The 25,461-nt window shown below is 68.0% G+C and carries 25 protein-coding genes and 1 riboswitch; of the genes, 13 read left to right on the plus strand and 12 right to left on the minus strand.

The window, feature by feature from the left end:
* Positions 1–141: 141 nt before the first annotated feature.
* The 8 genes from gcvP to OPU70_RS07425 form a co-directional block, all read right to left on the minus strand.
* Complete coding sequence (gcvP, locus tag OPU70_RS07390) at positions 142–2,973, minus strand: aminomethyl-transferring glycine dehydrogenase (protein ID WP_498557521.1); 2,832 nt, start codon at positions 2,971–2,973, stop codon at positions 142–144.
* A gap of 61 nt (positions 2,974–3,034) precedes the next feature.
* Positions 3,035–3,412, minus strand: a complete 378-nt coding sequence (gcvH, locus tag OPU70_RS07395) for a glycine cleavage system protein GcvH (protein WP_042542013.1) — start codon at positions 3,410–3,412, stop codon at positions 3,035–3,037.
* Complete coding sequence (locus tag OPU70_RS07400; protein ID WP_042542014.1) at positions 3,409–4,593, minus strand: glycine cleavage system aminomethyltransferase GcvT; 1,185 nt, start codon at positions 4,591–4,593, stop codon at positions 3,409–3,411. Before OPU70_RS07400 ends, gcvH begins: the two co-directional genes overlap by 4 nt.
* 234 nt (positions 4,594–4,827) lie before the next feature.
* Positions 4,828–4,922: riboswitch (glycine riboswitch) on the minus strand.
* Between the two features lie 126 nt (positions 4,923–5,048).
* The gene (locus OPU70_RS07405) at positions 5,049–5,885 is read right to left on the minus strand and encodes an ATP-binding cassette domain-containing protein (protein WP_079112527.1); all 837 of its coding nucleotides are present in this window, start codon (positions 5,883–5,885) and stop codon (positions 5,049–5,051) included.
* Positions 5,882–6,745, minus strand: coding sequence for an ABC transporter ATP-binding protein (locus OPU70_RS07410; protein WP_475436360.1), 864 nt, complete (start codon positions 6,743–6,745; stop codon positions 5,882–5,884). The genes OPU70_RS07405 and OPU70_RS07410 overlap by 4 nt, the downstream gene beginning before the upstream one ends.
* Positions 6,742–7,722: an ABC transporter permease gene (locus tag OPU70_RS07415; protein ID WP_079112526.1), complete on the minus strand. Its 981-nt coding sequence runs from the start codon at positions 7,720–7,722 to the stop codon at positions 6,742–6,744. Before OPU70_RS07415 ends, OPU70_RS07410 begins: the two co-directional genes overlap by 4 nt.
* A complete protein-coding gene (locus tag OPU70_RS07420; protein WP_042542018.1) occupies positions 7,715–8,710 on the minus strand; it encodes an ABC transporter permease in 996 nt (331 codons plus the stop codon). Before OPU70_RS07420 ends, OPU70_RS07415 begins: the two co-directional genes overlap by 8 nt.
* Positions 8,711–8,749: 39 nt before the next feature.
* Positions 8,750–10,444, minus strand: a complete 1,695-nt coding sequence (locus tag OPU70_RS07425) for an ABC transporter substrate-binding protein (protein WP_498557444.1) — start codon at positions 10,442–10,444, stop codon at positions 8,750–8,752.
* A gap of 245 nt (positions 10,445–10,689) precedes the next feature.
* Between OPU70_RS07425 and OPU70_RS07430 the strand changes: the two genes are divergently transcribed.
* The 7 genes from OPU70_RS07430 to OPU70_RS07460 are packed head-to-tail and all read left to right on the plus strand — an operon-like array spanning position 10,690 to position 18,014.
* Complete coding sequence (locus tag OPU70_RS07430; protein WP_042542020.1) at positions 10,690–11,406, plus strand: NUDIX hydrolase; 717 nt, start codon at positions 10,690–10,692, stop codon at positions 11,404–11,406.
* Positions 11,403–12,740 carry a quinolinate synthase NadA gene (gene nadA, locus OPU70_RS07435; protein WP_498557445.1) on the plus strand — a complete coding sequence of 446 codons (1,338 nt, stop codon included), beginning with the start codon at positions 11,403–11,405 and terminating at the stop codon, positions 12,738–12,740. Before OPU70_RS07430 ends, nadA begins: the two co-directional genes overlap by 4 nt.
* On the plus strand, positions 12,737–14,239 hold the full coding sequence (nadB, locus tag OPU70_RS07440; RefSeq protein WP_498557446.1) for an L-aspartate oxidase: 1,503 nt from the start codon (positions 12,737–12,739) through the stop codon (positions 14,237–14,239). Before nadA ends, nadB begins: the two co-directional genes overlap by 4 nt.
* Complete coding sequence (gene nadC, locus OPU70_RS07445) at positions 14,239–15,090, plus strand: carboxylating nicotinate-nucleotide diphosphorylase (RefSeq protein ID WP_498557447.1); 852 nt, start codon at positions 14,239–14,241, stop codon at positions 15,088–15,090. Before nadB ends, nadC begins: the two co-directional genes overlap by 1 nt.
* Positions 15,091–15,095: 5 nt before the next feature.
* Positions 15,096–16,235 carry a cysteine desulfurase family protein gene (locus tag OPU70_RS07450; RefSeq protein ID WP_311879452.1) on the plus strand — a complete coding sequence of 380 codons (1,140 nt, stop codon included), beginning with the start codon at positions 15,096–15,098 and terminating at the stop codon, positions 16,233–16,235.
* Between the two features lie 37 nt (positions 16,236–16,272).
* Positions 16,273–17,220 carry a glycosyltransferase family 2 protein gene (locus OPU70_RS07455; protein WP_311879453.1) on the plus strand — a complete coding sequence of 316 codons (948 nt, stop codon included), beginning with the start codon at positions 16,273–16,275 and terminating at the stop codon, positions 17,218–17,220.
* Positions 17,221–17,240: 20 nt separating this feature from the next.
* Positions 17,241–18,014 carry an SDR family NAD(P)-dependent oxidoreductase gene (locus tag OPU70_RS07460; RefSeq protein WP_311879455.1) on the plus strand — a complete coding sequence of 258 codons (774 nt, stop codon included), beginning with the start codon at positions 17,241–17,243 and terminating at the stop codon, positions 18,012–18,014.
* A 7-nt stretch (positions 18,015–18,021) separates the two neighbouring features.
* Here OPU70_RS07460 and OPU70_RS07465 read toward each other — a convergent pair whose 3' ends face one another.
* Positions 18,022–20,067: an ABC transporter ATP-binding protein gene (locus OPU70_RS07465; protein ID WP_079112518.1), complete on the minus strand. Its 2,046-nt coding sequence runs from the start codon at positions 20,065–20,067 to the stop codon at positions 18,022–18,024.
* 171 nt (positions 20,068–20,238) lie between these two features.
* Here OPU70_RS07465 and OPU70_RS07470 point away from each other — a divergent pair, with 171 nt between their 5' ends.
* A complete protein-coding gene (locus tag OPU70_RS07470) occupies positions 20,239–21,717 on the plus strand; it encodes an MDR family MFS transporter (protein WP_309687097.1) in 1,479 nt (492 codons plus the stop codon).
* A 28-nt stretch (positions 21,718–21,745) separates the two neighbouring features.
* Here OPU70_RS07470 and OPU70_RS07475 read toward each other — a convergent pair whose 3' ends face one another.
* A complete protein-coding gene (locus OPU70_RS07475) occupies positions 21,746–21,889 on the minus strand; it encodes a hypothetical protein (RefSeq protein WP_164481686.1) in 144 nt (47 codons plus the stop codon).
* Positions 21,890–21,985: 96 nt separating this feature from the next.
* On the opposite strand from OPU70_RS07475, the gene OPU70_RS07480 reads away from it, so the two are divergent.
* Positions 21,986–22,567, plus strand: a complete 582-nt coding sequence (locus OPU70_RS07480; protein WP_042542029.1) for a 1-acyl-sn-glycerol-3-phosphate acyltransferase — start codon at positions 21,986–21,988, stop codon at positions 22,565–22,567.
* 10 nt (positions 22,568–22,577) lie between these two features.
* Here OPU70_RS07480 and OPU70_RS07485 read toward each other — a convergent pair whose 3' ends face one another.
* Positions 22,578–22,799: a hypothetical protein gene (locus OPU70_RS07485; RefSeq protein WP_042542030.1), complete on the minus strand. Its 222-nt coding sequence runs from the start codon at positions 22,797–22,799 to the stop codon at positions 22,578–22,580.
* A 69-nt stretch (positions 22,800–22,868) separates the two neighbouring features.
* On the opposite strand from OPU70_RS07485, the gene OPU70_RS07490 reads away from it, so the two are divergent.
* Positions 22,869–23,402, plus strand: a complete 534-nt coding sequence (locus tag OPU70_RS07490; RefSeq protein WP_311879459.1) for a DUF6328 family protein — start codon at positions 22,869–22,871, stop codon at positions 23,400–23,402.
* A gap of 20 nt (positions 23,403–23,422) precedes the next feature.
* Here the strand turns inward: OPU70_RS07490 and OPU70_RS07495 are convergent, their stop codons facing one another.
* Complete coding sequence (locus OPU70_RS07495; RefSeq protein WP_042542032.1) at positions 23,423–23,965, minus strand: Dps family protein; 543 nt, start codon at positions 23,963–23,965, stop codon at positions 23,423–23,425.
* Between the two features lie 97 nt (positions 23,966–24,062).
* On the opposite strand from OPU70_RS07495, the gene OPU70_RS07500 reads away from it, so the two are divergent.
* From OPU70_RS07500 to OPU70_RS07510, 3 genes are all read left to right on the plus strand, one after another.
* Entirely contained in the window at positions 24,063–24,602 is a 540-nt protein-coding gene (locus OPU70_RS07500) for a GNAT family N-acetyltransferase (protein WP_228385670.1), read from the plus strand.
* Between the two features lie 77 nt (positions 24,603–24,679).
* Positions 24,680–24,979, plus strand: a complete 300-nt coding sequence (locus tag OPU70_RS07505; protein WP_042542033.1) for an iron-sulfur cluster assembly accessory protein — start codon at positions 24,680–24,682, stop codon at positions 24,977–24,979.
* A gap of 134 nt (positions 24,980–25,113) precedes the next feature.
* Positions 25,114–25,458, plus strand: a complete 345-nt coding sequence (locus OPU70_RS07510; RefSeq protein ID WP_079112513.1) for a LysR family transcriptional regulator — start codon at positions 25,114–25,116, stop codon at positions 25,456–25,458.
* Positions 25,459–25,461: the final 3 nt, after the last annotated feature.

A 25,461-nucleotide genomic window follows, 5' to 3' on the forward strand; every position in this document is an offset into this window, starting at 1 on the left:
CAGGGGACTCCGCTCTCGGCTAATGAACCGTTACTGAGTGGTGATCAACTGAAACATCCCTGAAACACGCGGAAATGCACGGAAACGAGCGACGGCGTCGCGTCCGGATGGACGCGACGCCGTCCCTCGTCAGGATTCGTCTCAGGCGAACGCCTCGATCGGCGGGCAGGCGCACACGAGGTTGCGATCGCCGTACGCCTGATCGATGCGGCGCACCGGCGGCCAGTACTTGCCTGCCACGAGAGCGTGCACCGGGTAGGCCGCGTCCTCCCGCGTGTAGGCGTGGTTCCACTCCCCCGCGATCAGCGAGACCGCGGTGTGCGGAGCGTTGACCAGCGGGTTGTCGTCCGCGGGCCAGCGCCCGGCGGCGACGGCATCCGCCTCGGCCTTGATCATGATCATGGCCTCGATGAACCGCTCGATCTCGCCGAGGTCCTCGGACTCCGTGGGTTCCACCATGAGCGTGCCCGCGACGGGGAACGACATGGTGGGGGCGTGGAATCCGTAGTCGATGAGTCGCTTGGCCACATCGTCGACCGTTATTCCGGTCTCCTCTCGGAGGGGCCGCAGGTCGAGGATGCACTCGTGCGCCACCCGACCGTCTTCTCCCGCGTACAGCACCGGGAAGTGCTCGCCGAGGCGCGCTGCGATGTAGTTCGCCGACAGCACGGCAGCTGCGGTCGCATGGCGGAGGCCGTCCGCCCCCATCATCCGCACGTACGACCAGGAGATCGGCAGGATGCCGGCCGACCCGTACGGCGCGGCGGACACGGCGCCACCCTCGAAGACGAATCCGCCCGCATGCTCCGCGCGCTGAGCGAGCGGGTGCGACGGCAGGTACGGAGCGAGGTGCGCCTTCGCAGCGACGGGGCCGACGCCCGGGCCGCCACCGCCGTGCGGGATCGCGAACGTCTTGTGCAGGTTGAGATGCGAGACGTCGCCGCCGAGATCGCCGAAGCGGGCGTAGCCGAGCAGCGCGTTGAGGTTCGCGCCGTCGACGTAGACCTGTCCGCCGGCGTCGTGCACGGCGGTCGTGATCTCCACCACGTCCTGCTCGTACACGCCGTGGGTCGACGGGTAGGTGATCATCAGAGCGGAGAGCTCGTCGGCGTGCGCCGCGATCTTCGCCCGCAGGTCGCCGAGGTCGACGTTGCCGAGCTCGTCGCAGGCCACGACGACGACCTTCATTCCGGCGAGCACCGCCGACGCCGCGTTCGTGCCGTGCGCGGACGACGGGATCAGGCACACGGTGCGCTGGGTGTCGCCGTTCGCGAGGTGGTAGCCGCGGATCGCGAGCAGGCCCGCGAGCTCACCCTGCGAACCCGCGTTCGGCTGCAGCGACACGGCATCGTATCCGGTGACCTCGGCGAGCCACGCCTCGAGCTGCGTGATCATGTCGAGGTACCCCTCGACGTCGGATGCCGGGGCGAACGGGTGGATGCCCGCGAACTCGGGCCACGTGATCGACGCCATCTCGGTCGCCGCGTTGAGCTTCATCGTGCACGAGCCGAGCGGGATCATGCCGCGGTCGAGCGCGTAGTCGCGGTCGGCCAGGCTCTTGAGGTAGCGCATCATCGCCGTCTCGCTGCGGTGTGCATGGAAGACCGGATGCGTGAGGTAGTCGTCCTGACGGATCAGGTCGCCGGGAAGGCCGCCCTGCGATCCTGAGCCGAAGAACCCGAAGGCGCGCTCGCGGGCCCCACCGAACACCTGAGCCACCTGGTGGAGCTCGGCGACCGTCGTGGTCTCGTCGACCGAGATCCCGATCGTGTCGGCATCCGCGGCGTGCAGCAGGATGCCGAAACCGTGGTGAGCCTGCTCCGCATACTCCGCCGCGCGCCCGGGCACCCGCACCTGCAGGGTGTCGAAGAACGAGTCGTGGACGATGTCAGAGCCTGCGTCGACGAGCCAGTCGCGCAGCATCACGGTCTTGGCCGCGACCTCCCGAGCGATCGCCTTGATCCCGTCGGGTCCGTGGTACACCGCGTACATCGATGCCATGACCGCGAGCAGCACCTGCGCGGTGCAGATGTTGCTGGTCGCCTTCTCCCGGCGGATGTGCTGCTCGCGGGTCTGCAGAGACAGTCGGTACGCCGGCTTGCCGTCCGCATCGACCGAGACGCCCACCAGGCGCCCCGGCAGCTGCCGCTCGAGTCCTGCACGCACGGCCATGTAGCCCGCGTGCGGCCCTCCGAAGCCGATAGGCACGCCGAAGCGCTGCGTGGTGCCGACCGCGACATCCGCACCGAGCGAACCGGGCGACGAGATGAGAGTGAGAGCGAGCAGGTCGGCTGCGACGACGGCGAGCCCGCCGGCGAGGTGCGCGGCGTCGATCACGGCGCTCGGGTCCCAGACGCGCCCTGAGGCGCCGGGGTACTGGACGAACACACCGAAAAGCTCGGACGGAAGCTCCTCGCCGGCGGCGAAGTCGACCGTCACGAGCTCGATGCCCACGGCCTCGGCGCGGGTCTCGAGCAGCGCCTTGGTCTGCGGGAACGCATCTGCGTCGACGGCGAAGACGTTCGACGCCTTCTTGGATGCGCGGCGTGCCAGCAGCATCCCCTCGACGACAGCGGTCGACTCGTCGAGCATCGACGCGTTGGCCGTCGTGAGACCGGTGAGCTCGGCCACCATGGTCTGGAAGTTGATGAGCGCCTCGAGACGACCCTGCGAGATCTCCGGCTGGTACGGCGTGTAGGCGGTGTACCACGAGGGGTTCTCGAGCACGTTGCGCTGGATCACCTGAGGGGTGACGGTGCCGTAGTAGCCGAGGCCGATCATCGGCCGGTTCACCGTGTTGCGAGCGGCGATCGCCCGCAGCTCGGCGAGCGCCTCGGTCTCGCTCGCCGCGCGCGGGATGACCGAGTCCGTGGAGGCGGGGGTGAAGATCGAGGCGGGCACGGCCTGGCGCATCAGCGCCTCGACGGGGCTCCAGTCCTCGAGCTCAGACTCGACGCCGAGGGCATCGAGCATCTGACGCTGGGTGGCGGCGGTGGTTCCGATATGACGATCGGCGAAAGAGACCACTGGTCGATCAGCCCTCCGTGAGAGCGACGTACGCGTCGCGGTCCATCAGGCCGTCGAGCGCACCGGCACCGACGGAGACCTTGATGAGCCAGCCTCCGGCGAACGGCTCGGCGTTCACGAGCGAGGGGTCGTCGACGACGGAGTCGTTGATCTCGACGATCGTGCCCGTGACCGGGGCGTAGAGCTCGCCGACCGACTTGGTCGACTCGATCTCGCCCACGACCGAACCGGCGGTGACCTCGGTGCCGACAGCCGGGAGCTCGACGAAGACGACGTCTCCGAGCTTGTCGGCCGCATAGTCGGTGATGCCGATGGTCACGGTGTCGCCGTCAGCGGCGATCCACTCGTGCTCGTCGGTATAGCGCAGTGCGTTGAGGTCGGTCATTTGGTCCTCCGGTAGAAAGGCAGAGCGGTCACGGTCGCAGGGATCCTGGTTCCCCGCACATCAAGGAATACTGCGGTTCCCGCCGCAGCGGAAGAAGGGGCGACGTAGGCCATTGCGATCGGATGGCCTAGTGTCGGGCTCAGGGCGCCACTCGTGATCTCACCCAGGGCGACACCGTCTGCGTCGACCACGGAGTAGCCCGCCCGTCCGGCGCGCTTGCCCTCGGCGACGAGACCGACGAGAACCGGAGCGTCGGATGCGGCATCCACCGCTCCCTTGCCGATGAAGTCCTCTTTGTCGGACACGACGACGCGACCGAGCCCGGCTTGCGACGGCTTCGTCTCACGGGAGAGCTCGTGGCCGTAGAGCGGCATGCCCGCTTCGAGTCGGAGAGTGTCGCGCGCTGCGAGGCCGGCGGGCACGAGTCCGTGCTTCTGTCCGGCTTCGGTGAGTGCGTCCCAGAGTGCAGGGGCATCGGCGACACGCACGAGCAGTTCGAAGCCGTCTTCGCCGGTGTACCCGGTGCGGGCGAGGAGAAGCGGCGCCCCCAGGAACATCGCGTCGGCCCACGCGTAGTACTTCTGCTCCACCCACGGAGTGCTGAGGTCGGTGATGCCGGCCGTCGACGAGACGATCGCCTCGGATGCGGGGCCCTGCACGGCGAGCAGCGCGTACTCGTCGGAGACGTCCTCGACGTCGACCCCGCGATCTCCGAGGAAGCCCTCGAAAGTGCGGTCCTCCCCTGCGGCGAGCGGCGCACGTTCACGTTCGATCCGCGAGGGGAACGAGCGCACTCGTGAAGCGAACGCCGAGTCGACGAATCCGCGGTTGCCCGCGTTCGCGATCACCAGGAAGCGGTCATCGGCGAGCCGGTAGACGATGACGTCGTCGATGATCCCGCCGTCGTCCGCGAGCATCAGCGAGTACTTCGCCTTGCCCACGGGCATCGCGGAGAGTCGTCCGGCCAGGGAGTAGTCGAGGAACTCGCCGGCGAAGTCACCGGTGACCAGGAACTCGGCCATGTGCGAGATGTCGAAGATCCCGGCGGCCTGCCGCACGGCGTGGTGCTCGGCGAGGTCGGATGTGTAGCGCACCGGCATCTGCCAGCCGCCGAAGTCGGTGAACGAGGCGCCGAGCGCCTCATGGCGCTCACGGAGCGGGGTGTAGCGAGGGTCGGACATGGAGTTCTCCCGGGCTGGGTCGGGCGGAACAGCGCAGACGCCGTTCCTCGGAACTCCCCCTCTGTCATGGGCCTGAGAGCTTCGCCCAGAGACTGGGCTTTCACCGTCGGCGGACCGCCGGCGAAGAGACGGAGACGCGCATAATGCATGTCGCCAGGGTTTCGACTCGGGCGCCTCCGGCGGCCTCGCTCAACCCGATTTCTCGCTTCGCTGGAAATCGCTTTTCAGAGTGGCCGGAACCGCGCGGTACGCGTACCTGAGAGATTGGCGGGGAGGCTTGCTCCTTCGGTGCCCGGCTGCGTTCGCCGGGGCTCTCCCGCGTGGGTCATTCGGCCTGTCTTCACTTGTGCGATCAGTCTAGCGGGTCGTGTGCTCCGAGACGGATGCCGTTCCGGTCGCCCTTCGTGCCGCGCGAACGAGTGGCCGGCGGCACGAAGGGGGACCGGAACGGATGCTCAGCGACCGGCGAGCTCCGCCCTGACCTCATCCCGGAGGCGGCCGAGGTTCTCGGGCTCCGGCGCCGCCCCGAGGAGCGTCTTCGTGTACTCGTGCTGCGGATGGAGGATGACCTCGTCAGCGGGCCCGCGCTCGACGACGTCGCCCTTGTAGAGCACCATGATCTCGTCGCTGAAGTGCCGAGCCGTCGCGAGGTCGTGCGTGATGTAGAGCACGCCGAGATTCTCCTCCCGCTGCAGGTCGGCCAGCAGGTTGAGCACGCCCAGCCGGATCGAGACGTCGAGCATCGAGACGGGCTCATCGGCGACGATGAAGCGTGCCCCCGGCGCGAGCGCCCGCGCGATCGCCACACGCTGACGCTGACCACCGGACAGCTCATGCGGGCGGCGCTCGGCGAAGCTCTCGCCGGGTGACAGCCGCACGCGCTCGAGCAGCTCGATGGCGCGCGCACGCACTTCCCCACCGGAGAGCTTGGGGTGGTGGAGCCTGATCGGGCGCTCCAGGTGGTGGACGATCGTGTGGAAGGGGTTCAGCGAGGCGAAAGGATCCTGGAAGACCATCTGCACCTGCGAGCGGTAGTCCTCGACCGCGCGGCCCCGCATGCCCGCATCCTTGCCGTCGAGCAGGATCTGCCCGCTGGTCGGAGTCTCGAGCTTCATCAGCATCCGCGCGATGGTCGATTTGCCCGACCCCGATTCGCCCACGAGGGCGACCGTCTTACCCGCTTCGATCGTGAACGAGACGTCCTTGACCGCGTGGAGGGTCGATGTCTTGAGCCCGGATCGCAGGGTGAAGTCCTTCACCAGGTTGCGGGCTTCGAGGGTGGGAGCACTCATCGGATCTCCTCCTGACTGGGCTGGTTGCCGGTGCGGACGAAGTCTCCGCGCTCGCCGGTCAGACTCGGGAAGCTCGACAGCAGCTTCTTCGTGTACTCGTGCTGAGGCGTGCGGTAGATCTCCTCGGCGGTGCCCTCTTCCACGATCTGGCCCTGCAGCATCACGGCGATGCGGTCGCTGATCTCGATCAGCATCGGCAGGTCGTGCGTGATGAAGATCACTGCGAACCCGAGCCGCTCGCGCAGCCGCATGATCTCGCGGATGATCCCGCGCTGCACCACGACGTCGAGCGCGGTGGTGGGCTCGTCCATGATCATGACCTGCGGATCCAGTGCGAGCGCCATGGCGATCATCATGCGCTGCCGCATACCCCCCGACAGCTCGTGCGGAAAGCTCGTCAGACGCGACGGGTCGACCCCGACCAGAGTCAGCAGCTCTTCGGCCCGAGCCTGCTTGTCCTTCTTGGACATTCCGGGACGATGCGTGTCGAAGATGTCGAAGATCTGCGCCTTGACGCTGATCACCGGGTTGAGCGAGTTCATCGCCCCTTGGAACACCATCGAGATCTTGTCCCAGCGGAACGCGCGCAGACCGTCGCCGTCGAGCGCGACGATATCGATGTTGTGCCCGTCGCGGTCGTGGAACACGATCTCGCCGCTCGTCATGAGCGCCGGCGCCTTGAGCAGCCGGTTCATGCCGTAGGCGAGGGTGGTCTTGCCGCAGCCCGATTCGCCGGCCAGCCCCAGGATCTCTCCTCGGTTGAGAGTGAGCGAGACGTTGCGAACCGCCTTGACGGGCGGGTCCACCTCGTACTCGATCGACACGTTGCGTGCAGTGAGCACGGCATCCGGAGCGCTCATACAGCGACCCCCTTCGTCTTGGCCGCCTTGCGCACGCGTCGAGCGGCGTCGGGTGCATTGCGCAGCTTGGGGTTGATGACCTCGTCGATCGCGAAGTTGATCAGGGCGAGACCCGCACCGAGCATCGCGATCATGACACCCGGAGGCACGAACCACCACCACGCACCTCGTCCGAGCGCCTGACCCGACTGCGCGTCGTTGAGGATGGTGCCCCAGGTGATCGAGGAGTTCGGTCCGAGGCCGAGATACGAGAGGCCGGCCTCACCGAGGATGGCGAAGATGATCGCGAACAGGAACTGGGCCGTGAGCAGCGGCAGCAGGTTCGGCATGATCTCGACCAGGATCACCCGGAAGGATCGCTCCCCGGCGACTTTGGACGCGTAGACGTAGTCGCGGGTGCGCAGCGATCGCGTCTGCAGCCGGAGCACGTAGGCGGCCCCGGCCCAGGAGGTGATGCCGAGCACGAAGGCGACGAGCTGCCAGCTTCGCTGCGGGACGAAGGACGAGATCACCATCACGAGCGGCAGGCCGGGGATCACGATCATCACGTTCGTCAGGAGCGCGAGAGTGTCTTCACGCCATCCGCCGAGGTAGCCGGCGAGAACGCCGAACAGCAGGGACAGGATGATGGCGATGCCGCCCGCCACCACGCCGACCAGGAGCGAGCCCTGGGCGCCGATGGCGAGCTGGGCGAACATGTCGTTGCCGAGCTTGGTGGTGCCGAGCCAGTGCTCCGGCGACGGCGGGAGCAGAGCCGGGTTGTCGGTGCTCCGCGGATTCTGCGAGAACATCGGCGCGATGATCGCGAACAGGACGATCGCGATCACGATCGTCGCCCCGGTGATGAACTTCGGCGAGGTCGTCGGGAGCACCCTCCGGCGCTTGCGTCCCCGCTGCGTGGCCAACGAGATCGTGCTCGCCGGCTGGGTCATGGGCTGATCCTTGGTGATCAGGACTGCGTTCTCGGTGTCAGACATTCTGGCGCGCCCTCGGGTCGATGAATCCATAGACGAGGTCCATGATGAAGTTGGCGGCGAGCACCGTGATGGTGATGACGAGGAAGAGCCCCTGCATCAGCGCATAGTCGTTGTTCGTGACCGCCTGGAACATCAGCTTCCCGATGCCCGGGTAGGTGAACACCTGCTCCATGACGATGGAACCGGCCACCACGAAGCCCAGGGTGATCGAGAAGCCGGCGATCGACGGGATCGCGGCGTTGCGTGCCGCGTAGGTCGTCATGATGCGACGAGGACGGAGCCCCTTGGCCTCGGCCGTGAGCACGTAGTCCTCGGCCATGGTCTGCACCATCATGTTGCGCATGCCGAACATCCACCCGCCGACCGATGAGATGACGATGGTCAGCGCGGGCAGGATCGCGTGCGAGAGCGCGTCCGTGAAGAACGCCCAGGTCGGTTCGGGGCCGTCCGGGAAATCGAACACGTCGTAGCCCCCGAAGATCGGGAACCAGCCGAGCCCGACGGCGAACACCGAGACGAGGAGCAGCGCCATCCAGAAGTACGGGATGGACTGCAGCACGGTGGTCGCCGGGATCAGGTGATCGACCCAGGTTCCGCGCTTCCATCCGGCCCAGGCGCCGAGCACGACGCCGAGGATGAAGGAGATCACGGTCACCGTGCCGACGAGGATGAGCGTCCAGGGCAGGGCCTGCCCGATCAGCTCACTCACCGGGGCCGGGAACTTGGTGACGGAGATGCCCAGGTCGCCCTGGAACATGCGTCCCCAGTACGCGATGTACTGCTCCCAGAGAGACGAGTCGTCGCCGCCGAGCAGCAGCTTGATGTTGCGGATCGTGGTCTCGGAGACCTCGCCGCCCGCTCGCTGCATCTTGGCGATCATGATGTCCGCCGGGTTCCCCGGCATGAGCCGGGGAAGCAGGAAGTTGAGTGAGATCGCGGCCCACAGCGTGAACGCGTAGAACCCGATTCTTCGTGCATAGAACTTCATGTCACTGACCGTGCTTCCTGCTCCCCCGTCTTCATGTGCTTACTTGACCGGCTCGAGCTGCGTCAGGACGTAGCCCGCCGCGATCGCTCCCCAGGACGGCGGGAAGGCGTAGAGGTCCTCCTCCGTCGGCCATCCCGTGAAGTCCTTCGTGTTGTAGAAGGTCTGGGTCGCGTTGATCACGAGCGGGATGTAGGGCAGGTCACGGACGATCTCGGTCTGGATCGTGCCGTACAGCTCCTTCTTCTCCGCCTCGTCGTTCGTGCTGACGGCGGCCTGGATCGCCTGGTCCACGACCGGGTTGCTGTAGCGGCTGAAGTTCCAGCGGCCTGCCGGCACCTCAGTGCCGACCGCAGCCGTCGACTCGACGGCCGTGCCGCCGAACCAGTCGCGGTAGATCTGGAACGGGTCGGCGACCGAGGTGCCGATGACTCCGCCGACGATGAGCTGGAAGTCGCCGCCCTGACGGGCGTCGGAGAACTCCTGCCACTGCACGGTGGATGCCGTGACCTTGATGCCGGCCGCCTCCGCCTGCTCGGCGATCAGCTTGGCGGCGTCGTTGTAGTCGGTCCATCCGTCGACCGAGATCAGGCTGAGCTCGACGGGCACGCCGTCCTTCTCGTAGATGCCGCTCGATCCCTTGGTGTAGCCGGCGGCCTCGAGGATCTCGCCCGCCTCATCGGCGTTCGCCTCCTGAGGGCTGACCTCGTTGGCGGAGTCCGCGACCCACTTCTCGTCGCGCGGCAGCAGTGCGAAGGTGGGCGAGATGTCGCCGGTCAGGCCGACGAACGCCTTGTCCTTGATCGCGGTGCGGTCGATCGCGACGTTGAGCGCCTGGCGAACGGCCACGTCCGTCTGGGGACCGGTGCAGCCGAGCTCGGTGTTCGAGCAGGTGTACAGCACTGTCGGGTCCTGCGGGGTGTTGATCCAGTCGATCGCTCCGTTGCCCGTCACGTCGTCGGGGTTCGGGATGAACATTCCGGTCCAGTCGAGCTTGCCCGCGGCGAGCAGGTCCTGAGCGGTCTGGTTGTTGTCGACGGCGATGTACTGGACCTTCTTGACGCCGAGCTCGTCGGCATCGCGGAAGTTCTCGTTGGCCACGAGCGTGTACGACTCGCTCGTCGTCTTGTCGACCACGTAAGCGCCCGAGCCGACCGGCTCCTCGTTGGCGAAGTTCGCGAAGTCGGTGACCTCCGACCACACGTGCTCGGGGAGGATGTAGGTCGAGCCGAGTCGCTGGAACTCGGTCGTGTACTGCGCGGTCGTGTAGGTGAGCACGACGGTGGTGTCGTCGGTCGCCTCGGCGGAGACGAGGCCGTTGCCCTCGGGGTTGTTCGCCTCGTAGGTGAACGAGAACGCGACGTCGGCCGCGGTGAGCGGCTCTCCATCGCTCCACTTGAGGTCGGGCTTGATGGTGATCGTGATCACCGTGCCGTCTTCGTTGTACTCGAACGAGTCGCCGATCAGGCCGACCGGTTCGGCATCCGCCGTCTTGTTGTAGAAGAACAGCGGCTCGTAGATCGGCCCGAGCGCACCGTGGAGCACGGTCGGTGCGAACGGATTGTAGTTCGCGGTGATGGGGGTCTGGCTGCCGGCCCACACGCGAAGAGCCCGGTCGCCGTCGCCACCGCTCCCCTCGTTGCCGCCGCCTGCGCCACAGGCTGTCAAACCCAGGGCGAGGACGGATGCCCCCGCCACAGCGGTGAGCGCGATCTTGCGCCTTCCGTTACGGATCATTCTGTATTTCCTCTCGGTGCTGCACTGCAGGAGGGATCTCCGGGATGGAGCCGAGTCCCAGATCGGAACCCGCGACAGATCCCCGCGAAGGGATTTGTTAGGACAGTAACCTAACAAATCGCTTTCATAGCGACAAGAGGTCAGAACGCTGGTATATAACGTTTCGGCCTCAGGACTCATCGGGTCACGGAGGTGCACTAACAGTCCCGATGACACTAAGATCGGATCAGGAGGTTAAGGTACTTATGACCCAAAGCGGAGGGATCGACGTCGCCGTGTCGACAGTGATCCTCACTCTTCGGCGCACCGATGACGGTTCGGCGGTGCTGGCGCTGCCTCTCGTGCTGCGTACGCGCGAGCCCTTCGCCGACCAGTGGGCCCTCCCCGGAGGGTGGCTCACCGAGACCGAATCACCCGTCGACGCCGCAGCTCGAACCCTTGCGGAGACCACCGGACTGACCCCCAGCTATCTCGAGCAGCTCTATGCGTTCGGGGCGGTCGACCGCTCCCCCACGCGCGTCGTGTCGATCGTGTACTGGGCGCTGCTCCGCCAGGACGACGTCGACGCGCAGAGCTCGGCACACCGCGCATCGGGTCGCGCCCCCGAGAACGTGCGCTGGTTCGGGCTCGACGAGCTGCCAGCGCTGGCCTTCGACCACGCGAAGATCGTCGAGTACGCCCTGTGGCGGCTGCGGAGCAAAGTCGGCTACAGCCGTGTCGCGCATGGTTTCCTCCCCGCCGAATTCACTCTGGCCGACCTTCGCGAGGCCTACGAGGCGATCCTCGGCAAGAACCTGGATCCCGCCAACTTCCGCCGTCAGGTCGAGTCGGCCGGCAACCTCCTGCCCACAGACCGCTTCCGCACCGGCAACCACCGCCCCGCCCGCCTGTACCGCTACAACACCGATGTCGAGCTCGCCGATCACGGCCCGCTCGGCCCTGAGGAGACGAGCACCCGATGAGCATCACCTTCGTTCCGACACCGGCCGTGCAGCCGTTCGACGCCTCCGTCGACCACGCGATCCAGTCGATCGTGTCGGGCGCTTCGACCGACGCGACGTGCGCGACCGACCTCGCCGCCGGCCCCTGGGACTTCGACTCCCGCCCCGGCTACGGCCCAGGGTCGTCGATGGGCGACGTCATCCCGACCGGAGCACCGCGTCAGGGTGAGCTCCCCGCCGCGTACCGGGAGGCGAGCGAAGCCGAGCTCGACGAGCGCATCCGCACGGCGAAGGCGGTGCTGGGCGACCGCGCCGTCATTCTCGGGCACTTCTACCAGCGCGAAGAGGTCGTGCGTCACGCCGACTACGTGGGCGACTCCTTCCAGCTCGCGACCGCGGCGAAGGAGCGGCCGGATGTCGAGGCCATCGTCTTCTGCGGCGTGCACTTCATGGCCGAGACGGCCGACCTGCTCTCGGGCCCCGACCAGGCCGTGATCCTGCCGAATCTCGCGGCCGGATGCTCGATGGCGGACATGGCGGACATCGACCAGGTCGAGGACTGCTGGGAGCAGCTCGCAGAGGTTCTCGGCGACCTCGACGCGCAGGACGAGGACGGCCGCGTGCCCGTCATCCCCGTCACGTACATGAACTCCTCCGCCGCGATCAAGGGCTTCGTCGGCCGACACGGCGGAATCGTCTGCACCTCGTCGAACGCGCAGACCGTGCTCGAGTGGGCATTCGAGCGCGGGCGGCGGGTGCTGTTCTTCCCCGACCAGCACCTCGGACGCAACACCGCGAAGGCGATGGGCGTGCCTCTCGAGCAGATGCCGATGTGGAACCCTCGCAAGGCTCTCGGCGGCTCCTCCGCATCCGAGCTCGTCGACTCCCGGGTGATCCTCTGGCACGGGTTCTGCTCGGTGCACCGTCGGTTCACCGTCGACCAGATCGACCAGGCGCGGGCCGAGCACCCCGGTGTGCGAGTGATCGTGCACCCCGAATGCCCCATGGCGGTCGTCGACGCGGCCGACGAGGCGGGCTCGACCGACTACATCCGGAGGGCGATCGCCGCTGCGACCACGCCGACGACCTTCGCGATCGGCACCGAGATCAACCTCGTCCGCCGCCTCGCCGCGCAGTTCCCCCAGCATGAGATCTTCTGCCTCGACCCGGTGGTGTGCCCCTGCTCGACGATGTACCGCATCCACCCCGGGTACCTCGCGTGGGTGCTCGAAGAGCTCGTCGCGGGTCGCACGCCGAACCGGATCACGGTGACGGCTGATGTGGCCGACCCCGCCCGCATCGCTCTCGAGCGAATGCTGGCGGCGAAGCCGCCCGTGGTGACGAGCGCACGATGAACGTCGTCGTCGTCGGCTCGGGGATCGCCGGACTGACCGCGGCGCTGCATGCGCGAGAGGCAGGGCACTCGGTCACCCTCGTGACGAAGGGAGCGATCGGCGACGGCTCCACGGGGTACGCGCAGGGCGGCGTCGCCGGGATCTACGGCACCGGCGACTCTGCGGCGCAGCACGCGGCCGACACGATCGAAGCGGGGGCAGGCCTCTCGGATGAGGTGGCCGTCGGGGTTCTCGTGCGCGACGGCGCGGCTCGGATCGCCGAGCTGATCACCCGAGGCGTCGCATTCGACAGGTCGCCGGACGGCGAGCTCCTGCTCGGACGCGAGGCTGCTCATCGTCACGCCCGAATCGTGCACGCCGGCGGCGATGCCACCGGTGCGGCGATCGCCCAGTCGTTGGTGGCTGCTGTTCGCAGCACCGACGTCACCGTGGTCGAGGGCGCCTTCCTCGCCGACGTGCTCGTCGAAGACGGCATCGCGCGCGGCATCCGCGTGGTGGTCGACGGCGTGGCCTCCGACCTCTCCGCAGATGCGGTGATCCTCGCGACCGGCGGTGCCGGTCACCTCTATGCGCACACCACGAACCCCCTGGGCGCCACCGGCGACGGCATCGCCGCAGCTCTCCGTGTCGGCGCGGCTGTCGCGGACCTCGAGTTCGTGCAGTTCCATCCGACGATCCTGGGCGAAGGCCCCGCCTTCCTCGTCTCCGAAGCCGTCCGCGGCGAGGGCGCGACCCTGATCGACGCGGCCGGTCGTCGGTTCGTCTTCGACAGCCACCCCGACGGGGAACTCGCTCCGCGCGATGTCGTCGCACGCGCGATCGCCCGCCAGGCAGCCCGGCAAGGCTCCCCCGTGCGTCTCGACGCGACGATGATCGGAAGACTCCGGCTCGCACATCGGTTCCCGACGATCGATCGGGTGACACGCGAACGCGGTTTCGACTGGGCTTCCGAGCCGATTCCCGTGACACCGGCAGCGCACTATCTCATGGGCGGCATCGTCACCGACCTCGACGGCCGCACATCCATCCGGGGCCTCTTGGCCGTGGGCGAGGTGGCGCGCACGGGCGTGCACGGAGCGAACCGCCTCGCTTCGAACTCCCTGCTCGAGGGTGCCGTCTTCGGCGCTCGCGCGGCAGCGGCACTCGAGGCTCCCTGGCAGCCTCCGATGACCGTGCGAAAGGCGAACGGCCCGACGCACGGCGATGGCCCCGACTCAGACGTGGACGATCACGGCACTGTATTCAGTCGGGCAGCACTCCAGCGACTGATGTGGGACCACGTGGGTCTGCTGCGCTCGGAAGACGGTCTCCGGTACGCCCTGATCACGCTGCGTCGCTGGCTCGCCACCGCTCCCGATCCGACCACCGTCGCCGAGCGCGAGGACGCGAACCTGCTCCTGCTCGCCGACGCGACGGCATCCGCAGCTCTCGCTCGCACCGACTCGATCGGTGCGCACTTCCGCGAATCCGTCGCCGCACCTCTCCTGGAGACCGTCTGATGCTCACTCCCGCCCACATCACCCGCGTCGTCGGCGCTGCGCTCGAGGAGGACGCTCCCTGGGGCGACCTCACCAGCACGACTCTGCTGCCCTCGGACGCCACCGCCACCGCCGATCTGGTCGCTCGAGAAGCCGGGACCTTCAGCGGGGGCGAGGTCTTCGCGGCTGCGTTCCATCTCACCGATCCGAGCATCTCGGTCGATGTGCACGTGGGCGACGGCGACGCGTTCGCGGCGGGTGACGTGCTCGCCTCGGTGTCGGGCCCCGCCCGCGGAATCCTCACCGCCGAGCGCATCGCACTCAACTTCACTCAGCGGATGAGCGGCATCGCGACGGTCACGGCCGCATACGTGCGTGCGATCGAGGGAACGTCGGCACGCATCGCCGACACCCGGAAGACGACCCCGGGGCTCCGCGCCTTCGAACGACATGCCGTGCTCTCGGGGGGCGGACACAACCACCGCCACTCCCTGTCCGACGCGGTGATGGCCAAGGACAACCATCTCGCGGTGCTGAAGCGCTCGGGAGTCGACCTGGCCACCGCCCTGCGCGACGCCCTCTCGCGCCTGCCTCACACCACCCACGTGGTCGTCGAGGTCGACCGGCTCGATCAGATCCCGGCTGTGCTCGACGGCGGCACGCACACCGTGCTGCTCGACAACTTCTCGGTCGACCATCTGCGCGCAGGAGTGGCTCTGATCGGCGACCGCGCGCAGGTCGAGGCCTCGGGCGGGGTGAATCTCGACACGGTCGGCGGCATCGCGGCGACGGGAGTCGATGTGATCTCGGTCGGCGCATTGACGCACTCGGCCAGGGCGCTCGACCTCGGCCTGGACGTGCGGATCGACTGACGCGGATGCTCTATCTCGACCACGCCGCGACCTCCCCGGTCCGTCCGGAGGTGCTCGACGCGATGCGCCCGTTCCTCGCCGGGGTGTTCGGCAACCCGTCGAGCCATCACACATACGGCGAAGCTGCGGCGAGCGCGCTCGACGAAGCACGCGCACGGGTCGCGCGGGTGCTCGGGATGCGCTCCGGAGATGTGATCTTCACCTCCGGCGGAACAGAATCGAACAACCTCGCGGTCAAGGGGATCGTGCTCGCGGCTCTCGCGCGCGGCCGCGGGCATCTGGTCGTCTCGCCGATCGAGCACGAGTCGATCCTCGAGTCCGCCGACTATCTGCATCGCTTCCATGGGGTCGAGGTGTCGGCCGCTCCGGTCGACGCCCTCGGCAGGATCTCCGCTTCTGCACTGACGGAGACCCTGCGTGAGGACACCGCCCTGGTGGCGATCGGACACGCCAACAACGAGATCGGCACGATCCAGGACGTGCCCTCACTCGCCGCGGTGGCCCGTGATGCCGGCGTACCGCTGCACGTCGACGCCGTGCAGTCGGCGGGGTGGCTGCCACTCACCGATCTCGGGGCGGATGCGATAGCGGTGGCCGGGCACAAGCTCGGGACCCCCAAGGGGATCGGCGTGCTCGGCGTGCGCGGGCGCGTCGCTCTCGAACCCCTGATGCACGGTGGCGGGCAGGAACGGGGTCGCCGCTCCGGCACCGAGAACGTCGCGGGAGCGGTGGCCCTCGCCACGGCGCTGGAGCTCGCCGAAGCGGAGCGCGACGAGGTGAACGCCCGGCTCAGCGCATCCACGGGACGATTCATCGAGGTGGTTCAGTCGCTCGTGTCGCAGGCGTCGCTCACCGGTGATCCGGCGGCGCGGCTTCCCGCGACGGCGAGCTTCACGTTCACCGGTGTCAGCGGCGAGGCGGTTCTGCTCGAGCTCGAGCGACGGGGAGTCGTGTCGTCGAGCGGCTCTGCCTGCGCTGCCGGGAGCGACGAGCCTTCGCATGTGCTCCTCGCGTGCGGGGTGTCTCCTGCGGTCGCACAGACCTCGGTGCGCTTCACCTTCGGACGCGAGGCGCTGCCCTCCGATCTGCCCGAGCGGCTCGGCGCGCTGGTGGCCGAGTCGGTGAGGGCGGTCGGCCACCCCTGAACGGCGAGAGCTGTGCGTGCGGCCATAGACTCGGCTGGTGACCGCCACCGCCCCGATCGTGACTCTGATCGTCCCCGGCCGCGACATCGGCGCCTTCGCTCCGGCCGCTCTCGACTCGCTGCGCGCGCAGTCCGAGACGCGGTGGCGCGCTCTCCTCATCGACGACGGCTCCGTCGACGACACCGGAGAGATCTTCGCCGCAGCCGCCGCGTCGGATCCGAGGTTCCGAAGCCTGCGGCACGAGGCGTCCCGAGGGCTCGGCGCTGCGCGCAACGTGGGCCTCGACCTGGTCGACACCCCCTTCGTGGGGTTTCTCGACGGCGATGACGAGCTCACCTCGACGGCGCTCGGGCGCCTCCTCGGCACCCTCGCCGAGACCGGCAGCGATTTCGTCGCGGGCGCGTATGTGCGATCGCGCTTCGACGGCGAGAGCTATGTCGCCGGGCGGGTGCAGCCATGGGTGTCGGCGGCGACGTCTCCTGCACGGCTGGGCACCACGATCATGGAGCACCCCCGCGCGAGCGCCAACATCGTCGCGTGGTCGAAGGTCAGCCGCACCGACTTCTGGACCGACCTGAGGTTTCCCGAGGGCGTGGCGTACGAAGACCAGGTGGTCGCGCAGCTGATGTACACCCGCGCCCGCGCCTTCGACGTCATCCCCGACACCGTCGTGCGGTGGCGTCTGCGGGCCGACGGCACCTCGATCACGCAGAGCCGGGCGCAGCTCCCGGTGCTGCGCGACTACGTCGACGCTCTGCGCGGGGGAATCCGCGTGCTGCACGAGGCGGGCGCCCGGGCCGCCGTCACGGCCCGACTCGAGCTGATCCTCGCCATGGATGTGCCCCCACTGGTCGAGATCGCGCGCACTCACGCCGATCCCGCGTACTCGGCGGAGATCGACGCGTTCGTCGCCGAGATCGAAGCGCTCCCCGAGCACGCCGACGTCCGCCCCGACCCCGCCCTCACCGCCGCCCTGGCGTGGTGAGGCTCGCCACCAGGAGACCGATGAACCAGTACCTCGCCGACCTCTTCTCGCTCGAGGGCCGCACAGCCGTCGTCACGGGCGGCAGCTCGGGCATCGGACGCGGCATCGCGACCGCACTCGCGAAGGCCGGGGCCGCCACGGTGATCGTCGCACGCGGCGAAGCCCGGATCGCCGAGACCGTCGCCGAGCTCACGAGCGCCGGATGCCGGGCGGCCGGAGTCGTCGGCGATCTCGGCTCCCGAGAAGGGATCCGGACCCTCGCCGAGGCCGCCACCGAGCCGTTCGGCGAGCCGGACATCCTCGTGAACTCTGCAGGGATCAACATCCGCCCGCCGTTCGCCGAGATCACCGAGGACGACTGGGATGCGACGATGACCGTCAATGCGCTCGCCCCGTTCCTGCTCGGACAGCGCTACGCCACGGGCATGGCCGAGCGCGGCTTCGGGCGCCTGATCCACATCAGCTCGCAGCAGGCGCATCGTGCCTTCGTCGGCAGCGGCGTCTACGGAGCGTCGAAGGGAGCCGTGGAGTCGCTGATGCGCTCGGAGGCCGAGGCATGGGGCGGCACCGGAGTCACGAGCAACACCCTGGTTCCCGGATTCGTGCTCACTCCGCTCAACGCACGCTTGCAGGAGGATCCGGAGCAGATCGCGGCGCTGGCGGCCCGGACGATGATCGGGCGCAACGGACTGCCCGCCGACTTCGCGGCGGCCTCCGTGTTCCTCGCGGGCGTCGGCTCGAGCTATGTCACCGGGCAGTCGCTGTTCATCGACGGCGGCCTGTCGGTGCACTGACCGCGTCTCACCCTTCGGCCGGGTACACCCGCTCGTCCGCGCGAGGCATATCGAGCAGCGGAACCGGCGCGGTGAGCGCATCGACCGCATCCGCTCCGGCCGAATCCTCCGGCGCCCGGTCCGCTCTGCGGTCGGCGAGAGCGGCACGCATGCCTCCCGTGACCGCCGTCTCGATGACCATCTCCGTGTCGAGCACGCGTGATGCGGCGACCTGCTGCGCGGCGAGCTCGGCGTAGAGACCGCCCAGAGCGAGGAGCTCGGCATGCGTTCCCGACTCCACGATCAGCCCCGCCTCGACGACGTGGATGACATCTGCGCCCATGATCGTCGAGAGACGGTGCGCGATCGTGAGCGTCGTGCGCCCCTTCGCGGCCTCGTCGAGTGCCTCCTGTACGACCCGCTCCGACACGGTGTCGAGAGCGGAGGTAGCCTCGTCGAGCAGAAGCACGGGCGGATCCTTCAGCAGCACACGCGCGATCGCGATGCGCTGCTTCTCACCGCCCGAGAGACGGTATCCCCGCTCCCCGACGACCGTGTCGTAGCCGTCTTCGAACCCGCTGATGATGTGGTGGATGTTCGCCGCGGTGCAGGCCGCGATCATCTCCTCGTCGGTCGCCTCCGGGCGGGCGTAGAGCAGGTTCTCGCGGATCGTGGCGTGGAACAGGTAGGTCTCCTGAGACACGATGCCGACCTGATCGATGATGGACTCCTGCGTGAGGGTCTTCACGTCCGCACCCGCGAAGAGCACGGCGCCGCCGTGCGCCTCGTACAGCCGCGGAGCGAGGTACAGCACCGTCGTCTTGCCGGCGCCGGACGGACCCACGAATGCCACGTGCTGTCCCGGTTCGGCGACGAACGACACGCCCTGCAGAGTGGGTCGAGCGTCGGGCGCCGCGTCCGGGTAGCGGAAGACGACATCCGCGAACTCGATCCGTCCGCGCGGCCCCGGGGCTTCGGCGACGGTGATCGCATCCGGAGCGTCCTGGATCTCGGGGACGAGGTCGAGGTATTCGAAGATGCGCGCGAACAGCGCGGATGATGTCTGAAGGTCGAGCGACACCCGCATGAGTCCCATCAGCGGCTGCAGAAGACGCGCCTGGACGGTCGTGAAGGCCACGACGGTGCCGGCGGTGATGGCGCCGCTGCCGCCGGCGATGAGGTAGCCCGAGACGAGGTAGATGACGGCGGGCACGCTCGCCATCAGCACCTGGACGACGGCGAAGAAGCCCTGGCCGCTCATCGCTCGCCGCACCTGCAGCGTGACTTGGTTGCGATTCTCGGCCTGGTATCGCTGGGACTCCGTGCGCTGGCGGTTGAACGCCTTCGACAGCAGCATCCCCGAGACGCTCAGCGTCTCCTGCGTGATGGAGGTGAGCTCCGAGAGGGACTCCTGCGTCTCTCCCGCGATGCGCGCACGCACCTGGCCCACGCGGCGTTGGACGATGATCAGGAACGGCATCAGCACGACGGCGATCAGAGTGAGACGCCAGTCGATGAGGATCATCGCGACGAGCGACGCGATCACGGTGACGACATTGCCCAGGATGCTGGTGACGGTGTTCGTCAGCACCCCTGAGACGCCGCCGACGTCGTTCTGCAGGCGGGACTGGATCACGCCTGTCTTCGTCCGGGTGAAGAAGCCGAGTTCCATCGCCTGCAGGTGCTCGAACAGGCGCACACGGAGGTCGCCGGTGACGCTGTTGCCGACCGTCGAGGTGAGCCAGGTCTGAGCCACACCGAGCACGGCCGAGACGAGGAAGAACCCGACCATCGCCGAGACGAGCCAGATCAACAGCTGCAGCTGCGGACCCCCGCCGTCTACCGGGAAGAGGGCGTCGTCGAAGATGCGCTGGACGATCAGCGGAGGGATCACCGCGATCGCGGCGCCGATGACGACCAGCACGCCGGTCCAGAAGATGCGCCATCGGTAGGGCCGGAAGAGGGCGATCACTCTGGCGCCCAGGCCGCTGATCCGCGGCGCCTCTGCGTTGAGCCGACGCTGCGCGGTCTCATCCACCCCGCGGAATCCACCGCGTCCGCCACCCATGCTCATCTCGCCAGCGTAGTCAGCGAGGTCGACATCGGGACCGATCCGGCGCGGCTGAGCCTCCGCTGAGAGCGGATTCGCCCGGATCCGGAATGGAATGTCCGAAGCTGTGGTTACGCTGAATGTCCAACGCGCACTCGCGCGCCTTCCCTCTTTCTCTCGTGCCCAGGAGGCCGTATGTCTGCCGTCGACACCGGTTCGATCACCACGCCCCCGGCTGCGGCGAGCGGTGAGATCGCTCGCAGCGACATGCGCGTGATCTGGCTGCTTCTCGTCGCCGCGTTCGTCGCCATCCTCAACGAGACGACGATGGGGATCGCGATCCCGCATCTGAACGCCGATCTGGGCATCCCGCCCGAGCTCGGGCAGTGGCTGACGAGCGCGTTCATGCTGACCATGGCCGTCGTGATCCCGACCACCGGGTTCATCCTGCAGCGCTTCACGACCCGCCAGGTCTTCATCGCGGCGATGGTCTCGTTCTCGCTCGGCACGCTGGTCGCCCTCGTGGCGCCCGGCTTCGGGGTCCTCCTCGTGGGTCGAGTCATCCAGGCCGCCGGCACCGGAATCATGATGCCGCTGCTCATGACGACGATCATGAACGTGGTCCCTCCGCAGTCGCGCGGTCGCATGATGGGCCGGGTCGGCCTCGTCATCTCGCTCGCTCCCGCGATCGGCCCGACGCTCGCCGGCGCGGTCCTCGAGACGCTCCACTGGCGCGCGCTGTTCGCGATCATCCTGCCGATCGCCCTCATCTCGCTCTTCATAGGGGTCAAGTGGATGACGAACCTCGGAGAGACGCGCAAGGTTCCCCTCGACGTGCTCTCCATCCCGCTCGCGGCACTCGGCTTCGGCGGCATCGTCTTCGGTCTCAGCCAGTTCGGCGGCGAGGGCGGATCCGGCGAGACCAGCGGCGTGATCGCACTCGTCGTGGGTGCCGTCGCCCTCGCGCTGTTCGTCTGGCGTCAGCTGGTGCTGCAGCGCATCGATGACGCTCTGCTCGATCTGCGAGTGTTCCGCTCGGTCAACTTCACGTTCGCGGTCATCATCATGGCGATCCTCGCGCTGTCGATGTTCGGCACGCTGACGCTGCTCCCGCAGTACCTGCAGAACGTCGCCGGACTCAACGCCCTCGAAGCAGGTCTCATCCTGCTTCCCGGCTCCGTGCTGATGGGTCTGCTCGGCCCCGTCATGGGCCGCGTGTACGACGCTCGTGGAACGCGCCCGCTGCTGATCCCCGGAACGATCCTCGTGTCGGCAGCGCTGTTCTACTACTCGACCGTCGGAGAGCACACCGTGTGGTGGGTGCTGATCATCGTGCAGGCCGCGATGTCGGTCGGGCTCGCGATGTCTTTCACGCCCCTGTTCTCCGCATCGCTCGGATCACTGCCGCGCTCGCTGTACTCGCACGGCTCCGCGGTGCTGAACACTCTCCAGCAGGTCGGCGGGGCCGCCGGCGTCGCCGTCCTCACCGTCACCTATTCCGCCATCCTGCACGCAGGAGAGGCCGAGGGACTGGAGACGGCCGCGGCTGGAGCACCTGGCGCTCGGATGGCGTTCCTCATCGCCGCGATCATCTCGCTCGCCGCCGTCGCGCTGAGCGCGTTCGTCCGCAAGCCCGCAGACGATCTGGCCGACGCGATGCATGGCGGGCACTGAACGTCGCCGCTGCGGCGGCGTCTGATCGCTACTGCGTCTTCGGCGCAGGGAAGTGGCAGACGCCGCCGCTGCAGTACCCGGCGGCGTCGTCATCGAGGAGGTTCGGAGTTCCGGTCAGCGGCTGAAGCACGGTCGGTGCGTCCTGCTCTGCGGAGTCCTGTGTCTTGGCCATCATTCGATCGTACGCCCGTGGCGACGTGATGGCTCGAAACGGCCCTCTTTCGCCCGACGACAGTGGCTCCCAGGAGTTCTGCCCTACGGTTGACGAGTGCTCAAACGACTCCTCGCCCGCCTCTTCTGGGCAGTCAGCCGCTGGACCCTCACTGCCGAGGCGACGCCTGTGCGACCCACCATCCTGATCGGCGCGCCGCACACGTCGAACTGGGACTTCGTCCTCATGCTGGCGATCGCGTGGCGGCTCGACATCGAGGTGCATTGGCTCGGCAAGAACAGTCTGTTCCGGGGTTGGCGGGGGCCGATCATGCGGAGCATCGGCGGCATCCCAGTCGATCGAGCCGACCCGGCACGAGTGGTCAACGACGTCGTCGCGCAGGTGCATTCCGGCAGCGTCTTCGGTCTCGTCATCACGCCCGACGGCACTCGCGGGGGCAACGAGTACTGGAAGTCCGGCTTCTACCGCATCGCAAGAGAGACCGGGATGCCGGTGACGCTCGGATTCGTCGACCGCACCACGATGACCACCGGTCTCGGGCCCACTCTCGAGCTGACGGGGGACGTCGCCGCCGACATGGACAGGATCCGCGCGTTCTACGCCGACAAGGCGGGTCTGCGTCCGGAACGCCGAACCACACCCCGACTGCGCGAGGAGCAGGCCCCCGAAGACAGCTGAGTGCGTCGAGTCAGTCGGAGTCCTCGTCGGCGATCTCCGAGCGCGTCTCGGAGCGGGCGTATTCGAGGTCCTCGTCCGAGAGGGTCTCCTTCATGCCGACCACCGCACCCGTGATCGTCCGGATCTCCTCTCGAGTCCGTTCGCTCAGCTGCGGCGCCGACTCGCCGAGCACGTCGACCCGCGCCTCGAGCGACAGCGCTGACCACCATTCCCGGATCGGGGGAAGCGTCATCATGGTCTCCTTCTCGGTCGACGCACAAGTGGCTGGACAGGATTCGAGGCCTCCCGCGAGACTGGCCGCATGGAACCCGATGACCACCCCACGCGCTCCGCGGAGCTCGACGACCGCCGTGACGGGCGCGATGAGACGCGCAACGAGCGAGCAGACCGCAACTGGGAGGAGCTGCTGCAAGAACTGCGCGTGATGCAGACGGGCACCCAGATCCTCACGGGGTTCCTGCTCGCCGTGGCATTCACTCCTCGATTCGAGGACATGGACGAGTTCCAGCGAGACGTGTACGTGGTGCTGGTGGGGCTCGCCGCGGTGGCCACGATTCTGGCGCTGGCACCGGTGGGGATGCATCGAGCGCTGTTCGGCCGCCGCCGCAAGCCCGAACTCGTGCGGGTTGCCGCTCGCATCGTGAAGATCGATCTCGTGGCGATCGCCGCGCTCACGATCGGCGTCACGACCCTCATCATCGATTTCACCGTCGACCGCTCCGCGGGGCTCATCGCGCTCGTGTCCTCATGCGTGGCTGTGCTCCTCCTGTGGCTCGTCCTCCCCCGCCTCGTGCGGCGCGAGGCCGAACGAGGCGGGGCGGACGACAAGACCTGACGCGAGGTTCCCCGCAGAGGTCAGCGGCCGGCCGGGGTGCGGTTCTCGGCGCTGACCATCCATGCGAACTGCTCGAGGCTCTCGAGCACCGCGTGCAGGATGTCGGCAGAGGTGGGATCTTCTTCGTCGACCGCGTCGTGCACGTCGCGGATCGTTCCGACGACGGCATCCAGACGCGCGGTCACGAGATCGATGGTGTCGGTCGTCGAGACCTCGCCCATCGGGAACGCGGGAAGCGACGTCGACTCGGCGATCGTATCGGTGCGCCCGTCGGGCACGGCGTGCAGCGCGCGCATGCGCTCCGCGACCGTGTCGCTGAACGTGCGCGCGGCGTCGATGATCTCATCGAGCTGTCGGTGCGTGTCCCGGAAGTTGCGGCCGACGACGTTCCAGTGCGCCTGCTTGCCCTGCAGCGAGAGCTCGATCAGGTCGACGAGCACGAGCTGCAGATTGGCGGCGAGCGTCGTGGATGCCGTGAATCCCTTCTCGGCGTTCTGTCGTCTGGTCGTCTTCGCTCCGCGCTTGGATGCGGTGCCGGTCTTGGACGCGGTCTTCTCAGCCATGGAGTCCTCCTGAGGTTGGGAACTGCGAGGCTAGCTCCGCGGCGCGCCCGGATCGAGGGGGTTGACAGTCCCCCCGGTCTCATCAGATCGTGGCGCAGTGACGAAATCAGAGAGAGCACAGACGGACATCGACGAGAACGCATCGGACGTGGTGATCGGGCCCGTCTCAGAATCGGATGCGGGCGAGGTGCTCACCCTTCAAAGGGCGGCGTTCGTCTCGGAGGCGCAGATCTACGGCAGCGCCGACATGCCTCCGCTGACCCAGACCCTGCCCGAAGTCGAGGCCGAGCTGCGGTCGAGCAGGGGGCTGACAGCCCGCCAGAACGGCCGTCTGGTGGGAGTGATCCGATTCGTCGAAGCTGACGGAGTGCTGCTGATCGGCCGGATAGCGATAGCCCCCGATATGCAGGGCGAGGGCATCGGACGCACGCTGCTCGACGCGGCCGAGCGTTCGTCGACGGCCCGTGAAGCCGAGCTCTTCACCGGCAGCCTGAGCGAGGCGAACATACGTCTTTACAAGGCATGCGGCTATGAAGAGGCGGAGCGGGTGCCCCAGGGCGACGGAACCGAGCAGGTGTTCCTGAGAAAACCTCTGCATCAGGTGGGAGACCCCTCCGAACCGGGCGCGTCGGGTTGAATCGCCCCAGGGGTGTGCGGAATCGTAGCCCGGACACGTCGCACCCGCGGCGTGACCGCAACCGGAAGGAGAGTCTCGTGCTCACCCTCACCGATAACGCCACCGCAATCGTGAACACTCTCGTCAGCCGTCAGACCGACGCCACCGACGCAGGCCTTCGCATCCATTCCACGCCTACTGCCGGCCCGGACGGGGGCGCACGCCTCGCGGTCCTCGTGACCCCGGACCCCGAGCCCGACGACCGGGTGGTCGAGGTCGCCGGCACCCGACTCTTCCTCGACGAGGCCGCTGCCGCAGCGCTCGATGAGAAGGTGCTCGACGCCGGTGTCGACGACGAAGGCTCTGTGTCCTTCGCGGTTCTCCCGCAGGTCGCCTGAACGACAGGATCACCGGATGCCGCGGCTCATCGAGCCGCGGCATCCGTGTCTGTGTGGGGCGGCCGCGCATCCGCCTCGCGTAGGTTAGGTGGGGACCCGCGATCGTCGCGGATTCAGAGAGATCGTTCACCCGCATGAAGCTGGCACTGCTCCGTCGCTACGTCGTCGTCGCCGAGACGCTGCACTTCCCCCGAGCCGCCAAGCAGCTGGGCATCCCCCTGGCATCGCTCTACACCTCTCTCGACAAGCTCGAGGACGAGGTGGGACACACCCTGATCAACCGCGAAGGGACACCGAGGCTGACGAGCGTCGGCGAGCTGTTCCTCGTCGAGGCTCAGGCGACTGTGGCCGCTGCTCCCCCGCCCGCGCCGAAGACGGTGGGCCCGGCCGGCGGCAAGGCCAAGGCGTCGAAGGGCAAAGGCCGTGCGCCCGTCGTGAAGGGGCAGCCGAAGCCCTACAAGAAGCGTCAGGGGCGCTGAGCC

This window comes from Microbacterium sp. SWDP-B6 (assembly GCF_059803615.1).

What these genes read in the sequence shown, in the direction of transcription:
- gcvP (WP_498557521.1), bottom strand. Translation starts at nt 2,973, where the DNA reads ATGCTCGATGCCCTCGGCGTCGAGTCTGAGCTCGAGGACTGGAGCCCC.
- gcvH (WP_042542013.1), bottom strand. Translation starts at nt 3,412, where the DNA reads ATGACCGACCTCAACGCACTGCGCTATACCGACGAGCACGAGTGGATC.
- OPU70_RS07400 (WP_042542014.1), bottom strand. Translation starts at nt 4,593, where the DNA reads ATGTCCGACCCTCGCTACACCCCGCTCCGTGAGCGCCATGAGGCGCTC.
- OPU70_RS07405 (WP_079112527.1), bottom strand. Translation starts at nt 5,885, where the DNA reads ATGAGTGCTCCCACCCTCGAAGCCCGCAACCTGGTGAAGGACTTCACC.
- OPU70_RS07410 (WP_475436360.1), bottom strand. Translation starts at nt 6,745, where the DNA reads ATGAGCGCTCCGGATGCCGTGCTCACTGCACGCAACGTGTCGATCGAG.
- OPU70_RS07415 (WP_079112526.1), bottom strand. Translation starts at nt 7,722, where the DNA reads ATGTCTGACACCGAGAACGCAGTCCTGATCACCAAGGATCAGCCCATG.
- OPU70_RS07420 (WP_042542018.1), bottom strand. Translation starts at nt 8,710, where the DNA reads ATGAAGTTCTATGCACGAAGAATCGGGTTCTACGCGTTCACGCTGTGG.
- OPU70_RS07425 (WP_498557444.1), bottom strand. Translation starts at nt 10,444, where the DNA reads ATGATCCGTAACGGAAGGCGCAAGATCGCGCTCACCGCTGTGGCGGGG.
- OPU70_RS07430 (WP_042542020.1), top strand. Translation starts at nt 10,690, where the DNA reads ATGACCCAAAGCGGAGGGATCGACGTCGCCGTGTCGACAGTGATCCTC.
- nadA (WP_498557445.1), top strand. Translation starts at nt 11,403, where the DNA reads ATGAGCATCACCTTCGTTCCGACACCGGCCGTGCAGCCGTTCGACGCC.
- nadB (WP_498557446.1), top strand. Translation starts at nt 12,737, where the DNA reads ATGAACGTCGTCGTCGTCGGCTCGGGGATCGCCGGACTGACCGCGGCG.
- nadC (WP_498557447.1), top strand. Translation starts at nt 14,239, where the DNA reads ATGCTCACTCCCGCCCACATCACCCGCGTCGTCGGCGCTGCGCTCGAG.
- OPU70_RS07450 (WP_311879452.1), top strand. Translation starts at nt 15,096, where the DNA reads ATGCTCTATCTCGACCACGCCGCGACCTCCCCGGTCCGTCCGGAGGTG.
- OPU70_RS07460 (WP_311879455.1), top strand. Translation starts at nt 17,241, where the DNA reads ATGAACCAGTACCTCGCCGACCTCTTCTCGCTCGAGGGCCGCACAGCC.
- OPU70_RS07465 (WP_079112518.1), bottom strand. Translation starts at nt 20,067, where the DNA reads ATGAGCATGGGTGGCGGACGCGGTGGATTCCGCGGGGTGGATGAGACC.
- OPU70_RS07470 (WP_309687097.1), top strand. Translation starts at nt 20,239, where the DNA reads ATGTCTGCCGTCGACACCGGTTCGATCACCACGCCCCCGGCTGCGGCG.
- OPU70_RS07475 (WP_164481686.1), bottom strand. Translation starts at nt 21,889, where the DNA reads ATGGCCAAGACACAGGACTCCGCAGAGCAGGACGCACCGACCGTGCTT.
- OPU70_RS07485 (WP_042542030.1), bottom strand. Translation starts at nt 22,799, where the DNA reads ATGACGCTTCCCCCGATCCGGGAATGGTGGTCAGCGCTGTCGCTCGAG.
- OPU70_RS07490 (WP_311879459.1), top strand. Translation starts at nt 22,869, where the DNA reads ATGGAACCCGATGACCACCCCACGCGCTCCGCGGAGCTCGACGACCGC.
- OPU70_RS07495 (WP_042542032.1), bottom strand. Translation starts at nt 23,965, where the DNA reads ATGGCTGAGAAGACCGCGTCCAAGACCGGCACCGCATCCAAGCGCGGA.
- OPU70_RS07510 (WP_079112513.1), top strand. Translation starts at nt 25,114, where the DNA reads ATGAAGCTGGCACTGCTCCGTCGCTACGTCGTCGTCGCCGAGACGCTG.